Raw genomic sequence first — 10786 nt, 5'->3', positions numbered from 1 at the left:
GGGGCGTGTTGATCCAGCCCCGGGTGCGGTGCGGCTTGAGGTCGGCCTCGCGCAGAAAGCGCCCGATGGAGTCCGGCGAGATGGACTCCACGATGCCGCGTGCGATGGCCTCGGCGGCCAAGTCCGCATGGGTCCAATGCGTCAGTTCTTGACCGTCGCGCTTGGGCGGTTCGCAGGCGAGCGCCAGGATCGAGCAGATCTGCTCCGGGCTGAAGATCGGCGGCGTGCCCGGGCGCGGGGCATCGACCAGCCGCTCCAGGGCCGACTCCGTGGCCGCGGCACTCGACCACCGGCGACGCCAGCGCTGCACCGTCGCGCGGCCGAGGCCGAGGCGTTCGGCCGTGGCGCGCACACCGACCCCGCGCGCAGCGAGGAGAATGATCTGAGCGCGCTTGACCAATCCTTGGGGCGCGTTGTGTCGGCGCTCCAGCGCTTGCAGGACGCGAGCGTCTTTGTCAGAGACGTCAACTGGGGCTGCAGTACAGCGCGGCATCGGTGAGAACCTCCGGTCAGTCGCTATGTGAATGATGAGAATGACAAGGTTACTATCTGGGAACGGTCTCAGGTATTTAACAGGGTTGCACTAGCCGCAGTCGGGGATCGGTGCCGTCCACTGCCCGATCGATGCCTCGGTCGATCAGCGTCTCGGGGTATCCACCAACCGTCTCGCGGCCGCCGAAGATGGATTGAAAGAGCTTCAACGACGTTACGACCCTTTCTCGTTGTCGAGTGCCTTGGCCGTGATCTCGCTATAGAGATGCACCATGCGGACGGCCAGATCCTGGTACTTGGGTTGTCGGTCGATGTAGGGCTTGGCTTGCTCCCAGTCCTGGTAGACCTGTTGTAGGAAGCTCAAATCCTGGTCGTCAAGCTTCTCTCCAGCGTCGACCTGCTGCTTGAGCGCGAGCAGTCGCGACAGACGTTGCTCATTGAGACGCTCGAGCAAGGCCTGAATGACGCCTTCATCTTTTGCGGAGTCTTTCATCTCTTGTTTCCAGTGCTTGTTTCCAGTGCTTGGTTGAACCGAATGCCGAACAGCTAGAGTACTGCCGAGCCCTCTCACCGGGACAGGGGCGCGTGCCAATCAGTGTCCTGTCAACACGAGGGTCTTCACCGGCAGTAACAGCGCTTGCATGCGGAGAATCATCGCATGCACGACGCCGACGGTATCAATCGCGTGTAGCCCCAGGCGCTGAAGGCTTGTCAGGTCAGCCGACTGCAGCCGATCGTGGTTGCTCGTGTAGACGTTCGCGATGCAGGACGCGCCCTGTGGCAGATCATCGAATTGGCCTGCATAGAGCGGCTCAAGCAATGCTGTGATGGTTCCAGGCTTCGCAAATTGTTGGACGTCGAACAGCCGGTCTGTCGGTCGCACCTGTCCATTGGCAATCACCTCCTGCACCTCGGTGACGAGCACAGGGATGATCTGCCATGGGTTCGCCAAACAGGTGACCTCACCGACCATGCCCTCTTTGATGACCTTGGACTCGATCTGGCCGAATCCGGCCAGCAGCCCATCGACCTTGCGGTCCGGTACCAGGATTCCCGCGGGGCGAAGCAGCGCGTTGACCAGGTCGCCTGGGCGTAGCGTGAATTGCTGGACGACGCCGTCCGTTCCGGCGACAACGAGGGTCTTGTCCAACTCGACCTGCGCCTCGTGCAATGCCGCGACGGCCGTCTCTCGCTGGGCCGGCAGCTGCTCCTCAAGCTGGGCGAGCAGGGTGTCGCGGGCTGCAGAGGCCGCATCCACTGCCGCTTGCTGAGTCATCACCTGGGTCTCGAAGCGTTCCACATCGCGCTTGGCCACCGAGCCTGGGCTGCGGCGCTGGACGTCAGCGCGCGCATCAAACTCGTCTTGCGCCTGCTTCAGGCCGCCGCGCGCCTGCGCGATCCGCGCCTCGGCTTCGGCGAGCTTCGAGCGCGCCACCGCCAGCTCGGCGTCGATCTCGGCGATCCGCTTCTCGGCCGTCTTCACGTCGGCCTCGAACTGTGAGCTATCAAGGCGGAATAACGGATCGCCCTCCTTCACCTTCTGACTGATTCCAACGTAGGTCTCCTCAACTCGGCCGGTGATCTCTGGCAGGATTGTCACCGTGCGGAACACAGAGGCGGCGGCCGTCGTCGACGGGTGGAAGTAGAAAATCGTCGTGATCAGGCTGACGGTCAAGACCAGACAGAGCGTGATGCCATAGCGTAGCTCGTACCAGACCGAGAACAGCGTGATCTCATGGCCGAAGCGCTTGCCCTGGACATAGCGGCGGAAGAGGTAGTCTGGGAAGACCGTTAACAGCGAGCAGAGTAGGAGTTCCAGCACGGGTTAGCTCCTTGGCTCGTTGCCGCTTGATTCCGGCGATGCGATGGCGGCTGAGTCACTGCTCAACGATCCGGGTGCGTCAGGCTCCTCGACAGCAACGGGGTCATGCGGTGTCCCTGTCTGCTCCGACGCTGCTGCCCGAGGCGCTTGCTGGTTCGCAATCTTGTCGAGTGACCCTGCGATCTTGCTCAGCGGCGTGGTGAGGTCGGGCAGGGGGACCAGTGCCAACAGGAGCCCAGCAACCCAAAACGTATGGTTATGGGTGAAGAGCGCGAGCAGCGCGAGCACCGCCACCAGTTCGAACTGGACCTTCTGACCACGATGGGCCATCTGCTCGGGCAAGGCATGGAGCCTGAAGTACAGCACGCCGATGCCGATGACTGCGAGCAATAGAAAGATGCCCGTGGTGGTCATCAAGCCGTCGCTGCTGCCTGGTGTGGTGATAAAGAAAGGTAGGTGATGCGGTGCCGCCGCATGCAGCCCCTCCGGACCTGTTGTAACCATGTGGCTTCTTGTGCTTCCTGGGGTTGCCCGATGCGTGTGACGATGGCGTTTCCCGGTGCTCGGGAGGTTCGCTTTGCGCCACGATGATTAGGATAAGGAGTGGGTAAAGACGGATCGTGGATCTGATCGCCCCGTCATCGAATCTGTATTTGCCGCAGTGGAGATCGAGCCGCCGCGTCAAGATTATTCGCAATAGGCGTTTCTATCCACCCCTATTGCTCAAGATCAGCATGCAAGCCGACGCCTTGCCCACACCGCAGCCGCACCAGATCACCGTGAGAGCGTTCTTTTTCATGGGCGATGCCGACGTGCTGGACCCTGAGGCCAAGATCGAGCTGATCGAAGGAGTCACGATCGACAGCCGCCGATCGCCCCGCCACACGCAGGACGTACCAAGCGGTTGACCTGTTTGCTCATCGAAGCGATCGGCAGGCGGGCCATCGTCTTCACCCGAGATCCAATCGCGTCAAGCTCACCGGGCGCGACAACCGCAGCGATGCCGACGTCAGCGGCACCTATCCGATCATCGGTCCCTGGTCGACCGGGGGCTTTATCGTCGCCACCGACGCCGGCCCGCGCTCGCTGTGTGCGAGCTCTAACTGTGACTGGCACGGTGGCTACAGCGCAGCACCGACAGCGCTACCTGTCAGGTCGCCAGCATCTACGACGGCGACTCCCTGCGCGCCGAGTGCAACGGCGAGAAGCTCAGGGTGCGCCTGTACTGCGTCGACGCCCCGGAGATCGCCCAACGGCTGTGGAGCACCGAAAGCCGCGATCACCTGCGCCGGATCACCTGCGCCGGATCACCCCGCGCGTGGTCTCGCTCAAGGTCCAGGATACCGACCGCTACGGGCGCAAGGTCGCAGAGGTGATCGATCCTGCAACGGGCACGGTGATCAATCGGGCGATGGTCGAAGCCGGACAAGCGGCGGTTTATCGGCGCTACTGCAAAGATGGCAGCTACAGCCGCGCTGAGGCGGGTGTGAAAGCTGCAGGTCTTGGGATCTGGAGTAAGGGAGGGGAACAGCAGCGGCCTTGGGAGTATCGGCGTGGCTAAACCATGCAATCTAACGCGAAAGCGTCAGGCGCGGCGGCAAAAACCGCTGCTCCCGCTAGATTTTTTTGCGTCAGAAAAACTATGACGAAGGTCAGCTTTCTGACGATTCAACCGTGCACTCGAGCTTGCCCCTTGCTATCACTCACAGTCTTACGCGCAGGGGTCAGGTGAAGTGCCGCTGAGCGCTCAAGGCTTTGGGATGTGGAATATGGTGGGGGCCACCAACAACCGCGGACATATCGACAACGATGATCGGAGGGGGCCGGTTGAATTTCTGCATAGCACAAGACACTGAACCTTTTCTGGCGCTGAGGCCAGTAGCGGGGCTTTTGCTTGCGCGGCTTTTTTGTCCAGAGCGCCACCATGTTAGGTTCTGTCTAGTTCGATTAGGGCATAATCTGCCTATCTCACCTGACCCACATTCTGTCTAATCAACTGTTAGGCTTCAAAGAAGTAGGAGTTCTCAGTGAAGGAAACCGTTTATGTTGAAACATCGATTATTAGCTATTTGACAGCTCGACCGAGCAACGACTTGCGTGCGATGGCAAATCAGAACACGACGACCGAATGGTGGGAAACACGTAGACTGAACTACAGCGTCGTCGCGTCTGATCTCGTGATATCGGAAGCAAGCAGAGGCAATCCAGAAGCGTCGCAAGCGTCGCTTGGCTGCCATCGCGGATCTTCCATTACTTCAAATCTCCGAAGATGTTAGAGCACTGGCGCAGGCCCTAATCGAAAGCCATGCGCTTCCAGAGAAGGCGGAAGCGGATGCGTATCATGTGGCTTTAGCAGCGGTGAACGGCATCGCGTATCTGCTCACCTGGAACTGTACGCATATTGCGAATGCCCACACTCGGCCTAAGATTGAGAACACCTGCCGGTCACTTGGCTACGAACCGCCAGTCATCCGCACACCTCTAGAACTGATGGAGCCTTGACTATGTGGCAAGATCCCATTGTCGCAGAAACACGAGCACTTAGAGATGAGTACGCTCGCCAGTTCAATTACGACATTAATGATATTTTTAAAGACTTGATGGCAAAGCAAGCCGCGCATCCCGAGCGCGTCGTCGCCTTCCCACCCCGTAAACCAGCGGTCAGCACTGTTGTGGCCCAACAAGGCGCTCCAGCCGACGCTCGTACCTCGCTCGGCTGAGCGCAACGCTAGGCCACAAAGGTACTCTTATGAGAACATTCGAAGAAATTAAGATAGAAATCGAAGACCTTCCTCATCGTAAATATATGAAACTCATGCACTGGATATCCGAGCATGATTGGGAAATGTGGGATGAGGAAATTGAAAAAGACAGTGCTGCCGGAAAACTCGATTTTCTAATAAATGAGGCATTGGAAGAAAAAGCGAAAGGAATGCTTGGTCAAATTTAATGCACAAAACCACTGCGCGAAACGCTCTTTCTGTATTTCCAGTCCTTGAGATTTCAGATCAAGCACAGGAGGTCGCGAGTTCATTGATTTCATCAGAAGCTATTCCTGAAACCGCGGAAGAAGACGCTTTGCATGTTTCTGTGGCAAGTCTAAACGGAATGGAGTTTTATTAACATGGAATTTTAGCCATATCAATAATGCTTTCAAAAAACACAGTATAGCGAAGACCATAGAAGACTATGGCCTGCTAGCGCCAGAGATCTGTTCCCCAGAGGAATTTATAGGAAACTGACATGAAAGATCCCATTGTTGAAGAAATACGAAAAGCACGAGAAGACCACGCAAAAGAGTTCAACCACGATATAACGGCTATCTGCGCAGACCTAAAAAGGATAGAAAAAGAGTGTGGTCATGAAGTTGTTTCATTTCCGCCTAAACTGCTAATAAAAGGCTTAAGGCGGCCCCAAACCGCGCATTGAGCTTGGAGTTTGTTTAAAGTTTTGGTACAAGCGCGGTTTGGGGCGCCTTAGCCTTACTTTTCCCGCAGATCAATCACTCGCACCTAAAACCCGCTCCCATCTCCCAACAACCCCAACCAAACCACCCAAAAATCATCACTCTTCATCTGCGCCGCACAGCTACTCAACCCGCACGTCAGCACACCCACCAACGCCCCGCTATCAACCTGAAAAGCCCCCCGCACCACTGCTCCCACCACTGGTCAAGCCTTCCTCATAACTGACACCAAAGTAGTGGATCGCATCGGTCTCGGCATTGGCGCCGCAGTAGACGACATCCGCGCAGTTCCAGTAATGAATCACCCGCCCGCGGGCTATCTTCGCGGTCTGCCCATGCGGATGATGCACGCTGATCAAGGGCGTATCGGTCTCTGGCAAGCGCGCTGACCAGTCCGCGAACACCGCCGTCTGTGGCGGCTCACCGCGCAAGCGCAGTAACACCGTATCGATGCTCTCGTGGGCAGACAGCAGATCAGCACCGCCAGTGACCCGCTCAGGTGCGGCGAACCGGGGCCGCACCGCAAGCCTCTGCACGATGCCCCAGAACGTCTCGACGCTCGAGGCCCGCGCCTGATCGGGGATGCAATGATGGGCAATGACGAGGTAGGGAATGCGCGTCTCTGGGTCCGCATCGGCCAGCAGGGTACCGCTGCATACGTTGCTGCCGCCATCCGAGCGCGTGTAGAGCACGACAGCCGTTGCCCGAGTCAGGCGTTCGAGCTGATCGATCCGCGCACCGCGCCCATGGCCACCTTGCCGCTGTTGGGCCGCATCAGCGCCGGCCAGCCGCTCGAGGCGATCGAAGATCCCGACTGGGTCGAGGTACCCGAGCACCTCGCGCAGCGGGCCGAGTTCGCACTGCGCGTGCGCGGCGATTCGATGACCGAGGATCAGATCGAGGACGGCGATCTGATCCTGGTAAAACGCCAAGCAACGGCCACCAATAGCGAGGTCGTTGTCGCATTGATCGACGGCGAAGCCGCCACCCTCAAGCGTTTCTATCCAGTGCGCCGAGCGCCGCGGTCATTGACGGATCAGTCCTGACGAGCGCTCGCGCTGGATGCGGCACCAGACTCGCCGACACTCGGGATGCGCCAGGTCACGCGACCGGTGCGGATCAGCTCACGACCCGGGTCGCCGGGCTTTTTCTTAAAGCGGATCAGCTGGATCAGGTCCGAGCTGACGCGCGGATTGGTGGTGAAGTAGCCGTGTCCGGCAAGATCGGTGCGCTGCCCCTCGTAGGCAATCAGATCGGTGCCGCCGCGAAGCTCGAGGTGACGTTGAGCGGAGTCCGGGATGTCTTCCGGGCTCAGCTGGCCGACCCGATTGCGACTGCGGAACAGGATCTGGGAGATCAGCAAGGCGCGGTCCTTGGGTGAACTGTAGACGGTGAGGCGGCCGTCGATTGTGCGCGGCAGCCTCGCCTCGGGCCAGACCGTGACCAGGTCGGGGTCGGAGATGAAGCCGGTGAGTTGCTGCGAGGCGATATCGATATCGATGTCCGGTGACATCAGGACCAGATTCCTGACCTTGAACAGCGTCGCCGGCTCTTTGCCAGCGGCGACAGCTTCAAGCGCGAGCTCGCGCGCTGCGCTCAGCGTGACCGCGGCGCCGCGGCTATGCGCCAGGATGTGGAGCCCTTTCACCTCCGGCATGGTGGCGATCATGCGCAGCGTCTTCTTTAGATGCGCCACCGCAAAGTCGGCGGTCTCGGTGGTGCTGGTGTAGGAGATCAGGAAATTACCGCTTGAGGACGCCGGCCAGGTGAAGAAGCTGCACACCGGCTCGCGACCGAGGAAATGGCAGAGTTCGGCCGTGGTGAAGGCGGCACTGGCAAAGGTCTCGTTGAAGCCGTGCACATAGAGCATCAGTTCGCCGGTCGGAGACTGCTCGAGTCGACGCCGGATCTCGGCCTTGAGCCCTGCGCTGGCTTCGCGATGGCGCGCCAGCTCGGCCTGGTCGCGCAGGAGATGGCCTTGGGCATCGCGGATGATCTGGTACGGCTCATCGGGGAAGGCGCCGAGCTCAGTGACCTTGCCGAGCTCGAGCTCAACCGGGCGGGTACGCTGCGCCAATTGACTTTGCTCCTCGAGTGCCTGCCAGTCGAGTGCGGGCAGGATGCGTACCTTGGCCGAGCCGAATTGGATTCGTCGCGCGCGCTGCTGACCATAGGGCAGAGGTTGGCCCTCGGCGCTCGCCAGCTCCTCAGCGGTGGGGCGGGCGCGGTTTGTGATGAAGAGCAGATCGACATCTGGGTGTCGTGGTGCGTCCGCTTCGGCGCTGAACAGCGGTTGCCCGCCAGGCTGCTGGTAGATCACCGGGGTTGGCATCAGCTGGCGAGCGGAGCTGGCGCAGCCACTGATGAGGGCAACGCTCAGCGCAAGGCTGAGGAGCTTGATAGGCATCTGTGACATGCGTGCAAACCTTTTTTCCTGCCTGTAGTGTTGCAGTCCGCAGTGTATCTGCCAGATCAACGTCAAGTACAGCGGGAGTCAATCTCCGCGAGGGAGCTTGGCGATCGAGCAGGGGCTCAAGCGCGGTGAGCGGGATCTTGCCGTGCCCATGGAGCAGTTCGGTAACCCGCGCAAGCGCTGGCAGGAGGATCTGCACCTTGTCGAGGTTATCGGTCTTGGTCGGGCTCGCCACGCTCCAGGCCAGCGACAGTTCCGTTGCCGGACCCAGCCGAGGAAGGCAAGATCCAACTGGGCTGTTTGTACAGCGCCTCAGCCGCGCTGGCCTCGACCGGTGGCGAGAATAGATAGCCCTGGCCGCCGGCGCAGCCGAGCCGTTGTAGGGCGGCGAGCTGATCGGGTGTCTCGATGCCTTCAGCGATGACGCGCTTCTCGAGCGTCTCCGCCAGGCGCAGGATGGCGGTGACGATGGCGGCGGTGCGCGGCTCGCGGGTGAGCCGGCTGACGAAGCTCTGATCGATCTTGATGCTGTCGAACGGGAATTCGTGCAGATAGCTGAGCGAGGAGTAGCCGGTGCCGAAATCGTCCATGCTCAGCTTGAAGCCTTGCGCGTGCAGGCCTTCCATGCCGGCGAGGGCGAGCGCCTTGTTGGTGAGGATGGCGCTCTCGGTGATCTCAATGTTGATCAAGGCGGGCGGGCAGCCGACCTCGGCGATCAGCTGGCTGGTCTCCGTGGCGACCTCGCTGCTGATGAACTGGCGCCCGGAAAGGTTGACGTTGACGATGGGTGCCCGCTCGAAGCATCTGGACCAAGCTAAGGCCTGACGGCCGGCCTCGCGCAGCACGAAGCGGCTGATATCGAGGATCAGTAGCGTGTCTTCGGCCAGTGGGATGAAGCGGTTCGGCGGTACCATCCCGTGCTGCGGATGACGCCAACGGACCAGGGCCTCGAAGCCGGTGATGGCGCCATCGGCGAGCCTGACGATCGGCTGGTAATAGAGCATCAGCTCCTGCTGCTTCAGGGCGTGACGCAGATCGCGCTCCAGCTCCATGTCGGCGAGTGCGCGTGCATGCATGTCCGGATTGAACAGGGCATAGCGATGCTCGCGGCCCTCATGCCGCTTGGCCTGATACATGGCGATATCGGCATCGCGCAGCATGGCCTCGGGTTGATCGTAGTGGCGATCGGCCAGCACGATGCCGATGCTGGCGCTGGTGAAGATCTCCTGACCACTGACGGTGAAGGGCGCGTGCAACGCCCGCTCGAGCCGCTGAGCGCGTTGGTAGGCGACCAGCGGGTCGGGGACATCCACCGCCAAGATCAAGAACTCATCGCCGCCAAGTCTGGCGATGGTGTCCTGCGGGCTCAGCTGGCCTTGCAGGCGTTGGCCGATCGCGACCAGCAGGCGGTCGCCCAGGCTATGGCCTAGGCTATCGTTGACCCGCTTAAAGCGATCCAGATCGAGGAACATCAGCGCGAACTGATAGTCCGGCTCTTGGCGTTGGCGCTCGAGCGCCTCTTCTAAGCGCCGGTACATCTGCGCCCGGTTGGGCAACTGGGTGAGCTCATCGCGAAAGGCGTAGTGGCGCAGCTGCAGCTCGACCTGTTTGCGCTTGCTGATATCGCGAGCGACCAGCAGCAAATGACCACGCTCTAGGGTGCCGATGCGGATCAGGCGCAGCTCGACCCAGAACGGCTGTCCGGCCAGGGTGCGTAGCTGGCATTCGAGCTGCTCGGCGCGACCGCTGATGAGCGTCCGGCGCCAGCGCCGCCGCCAGCCTTGCGGATCGGGATCAATGAGCCAGCTGATCAGGGGGCGCTGCTGCAGTTGCTCGCAATTGGTGCCGAGCAGGCTCAGCGCCTGCTGATTGGCCTCGAGCAAGGCGTTGCTGCGACCGTCGATGATGACGAATGCGTCTTGAGCGCTCTCGAACAGGGTGCGGTAGTCGATCCGTGCGCTGTGCAGGGCGTGTTTCGCACGCCGACGCTCGCTCAGCGCCAGGTAGACCGCGAGCACCGACTGGGCGATCGCCTGATCACCGGCCGCGAAGCTGAGCCCGACCCCGGCGCCCTGCTCATGTCTGCGACCCAAGAACAGCATGGCTTCGGCACCCGCTGGGGCCGACCAGAGCCATCGGCGCAAGCCACTTGATTCGATCGCCGCTCGCACCGCTGTGGGCAGTTGCTCAGGGGCCGCGCTATGGGCCTGCTCCGGCAGTTCGCTGAGGTTGGTGAATTGAAAGCCAGTGTCCAGCCCAAACGCATGCTCGACACTGAGGGTCTGGTCATCGCTGCGCGTCAGCAGCGCGGCGCAATCGAGGTGAAGGGATTCGACGAGCAGGGCAACCAGGCGCTCGCCAAGTTGCCGATCGGGGTCGGTTGCCGCGACGTCGAGTTGATAGAGCTGCTGGATCAGGGTGGCGATGATGCGCTGGCGCTGCGCATCGCGGCGTGCGTCTCTCAGATCCCCTTGTAAACGCAACAGCCGAGCGCCGATCGCATCGTACTGCTCACGATAGTAGGCGATCGCCTCCTGGGCTGTTTGCGCGTCGTCCATCGGCGGTGAGTCGCTTAAGGTGGCTGCGTCTTCAT

At 60.8% G+C, this 10786-nt stretch carries 14 protein-coding genes; 7 read left to right on the top strand and 7 right to left on the bottom strand.

Going from position 1 to position 10786, the window contains the following annotated elements; translation table 11 throughout:
* The 4 genes from CKO42_RS11870 to CKO42_RS11855 all read right to left on the bottom strand — a co-directional run.
* Positions 1 to 493, bottom strand: a 493-nt coding sequence (locus CKO42_RS11870) for a helix-turn-helix domain-containing protein (protein ID WP_200244101.1), incomplete at its 3' end; no start/stop codon positions are given.
* 213 nt (positions 494 to 706) lie between these two features.
* On the bottom strand, positions 707 to 985 hold the full coding sequence (locus CKO42_RS11865; protein ID WP_200244098.1) for a hypothetical protein: 279 nt from the start codon (positions 983 to 985) through the stop codon (positions 707 to 709).
* A gap of 99 nt (positions 986 to 1084) precedes the next feature.
* The gene (locus CKO42_RS11860; RefSeq protein ID WP_200244095.1) at positions 1085 to 2314 is read right to left on the bottom strand and encodes an HlyD family secretion protein; all 1230 of its coding nucleotides are present in this window, start codon (positions 2312 to 2314) and stop codon (positions 1085 to 1087) included.
* Between the two features lie 3 nt (positions 2315 to 2317).
* Positions 2318 to 2818, bottom strand: coding sequence for a hypothetical protein (locus CKO42_RS11855; protein ID WP_242479324.1), 501 nt, complete (start codon positions 2816 to 2818; stop codon positions 2318 to 2320).
* A gap of 230 nt (positions 2819 to 3048) precedes the next feature.
* Between CKO42_RS11855 and CKO42_RS26935 the strand changes: the two genes are divergently transcribed.
* From CKO42_RS26935 to CKO42_RS11825, 6 genes are all read left to right on the top strand, one after another.
* Entirely contained in the window at positions 3049 to 3222 is a 174-nt protein-coding gene (locus CKO42_RS26935; RefSeq protein ID WP_207148719.1) for a hypothetical protein, read from the top strand.
* Between the two features lie 350 nt (positions 3223 to 3572).
* Positions 3573 to 3875, top strand: a complete 303-nt coding sequence (locus CKO42_RS28275) for a thermonuclease family protein (protein WP_200244085.1) — start codon at positions 3573 to 3575, stop codon at positions 3873 to 3875.
* A 665-nt stretch (positions 3876 to 4540) separates the two neighbouring features.
* The gene (locus CKO42_RS27285) at positions 4541 to 4816 is read left to right on the top strand and encodes a PIN domain-containing protein (RefSeq protein WP_242479323.1); all 276 of its coding nucleotides are present in this window, start codon (positions 4541 to 4543) and stop codon (positions 4814 to 4816) included.
* A 2-nt stretch (positions 4817 to 4818) separates the two neighbouring features.
* The gene (locus CKO42_RS11835) at positions 4819 to 5034 is read left to right on the top strand and encodes a hypothetical protein (RefSeq protein ID WP_200244083.1); all 216 of its coding nucleotides are present in this window, start codon (positions 4819 to 4821) and stop codon (positions 5032 to 5034) included.
* Between the two features lie 29 nt (positions 5035 to 5063).
* Positions 5064 to 5264, top strand: coding sequence for a hypothetical protein (locus tag CKO42_RS11830; protein ID WP_200244081.1), 201 nt, complete (start codon positions 5064 to 5066; stop codon positions 5262 to 5264).
* A 293-nt stretch (positions 5265 to 5557) separates the two neighbouring features.
* Positions 5558 to 5743, top strand: a complete 186-nt coding sequence (locus CKO42_RS11825; RefSeq protein WP_200244080.1) for a hypothetical protein — start codon at positions 5558 to 5560, stop codon at positions 5741 to 5743.
* A gap of 201 nt (positions 5744 to 5944) precedes the next feature.
* On the opposite strand, the gene CKO42_RS11820 is transcribed toward CKO42_RS11825, so the two are convergent.
* The gene (locus CKO42_RS11820) at positions 5945 to 6472 is read right to left on the bottom strand and encodes a trypsin-like serine peptidase (protein ID WP_200244079.1); all 528 of its coding nucleotides are present in this window, start codon (positions 6470 to 6472) and stop codon (positions 5945 to 5947) included.
* A gap of 54 nt (positions 6473 to 6526) precedes the next feature.
* Between CKO42_RS11820 and CKO42_RS11815 the strand changes: the two genes are divergently transcribed.
* On the top strand, positions 6527 to 6826 hold the full coding sequence (locus CKO42_RS11815) for a LexA family protein (RefSeq protein WP_200244078.1): 300 nt from the start codon (positions 6527 to 6529) through the stop codon (positions 6824 to 6826).
* Here CKO42_RS11815 and CKO42_RS11810 read toward each other — a convergent pair.
* Together CKO42_RS11810 and CKO42_RS11805 are read right to left on the bottom strand one after the other, a co-directional pair.
* Complete coding sequence (locus CKO42_RS11810; RefSeq protein WP_338034906.1) at positions 6817 to 8187, bottom strand: alpha/beta hydrolase; 1371 nt, start codon at positions 8185 to 8187, stop codon at positions 6817 to 6819. The genes CKO42_RS11815 and CKO42_RS11810 overlap by 10 nt on opposite strands.
* A gap of 215 nt (positions 8188 to 8402) precedes the next feature.
* Positions 8403 to 10751 carry a putative bifunctional diguanylate cyclase/phosphodiesterase gene (locus CKO42_RS11805; RefSeq protein ID WP_200244076.1) on the bottom strand — a complete coding sequence of 783 codons (2349 nt, stop codon included), beginning with the start codon at positions 10749 to 10751 and terminating at the stop codon, positions 8403 to 8405.
* Positions 10752 to 10786: the final 35 nt, after the last annotated feature.

It is taken from the genome of Lamprobacter modestohalophilus (genome assembly GCF_016583905.1).
Classification (GTDB): Bacteria; Pseudomonadota; Gammaproteobacteria; order Chromatiales; family Chromatiaceae; genus Lamprobacter; species Lamprobacter modestohalophilus.
Note: the sequence above shows the minus strand (reverse complement) of the source record. Positions and strands in the feature narration are given on the sequence as shown.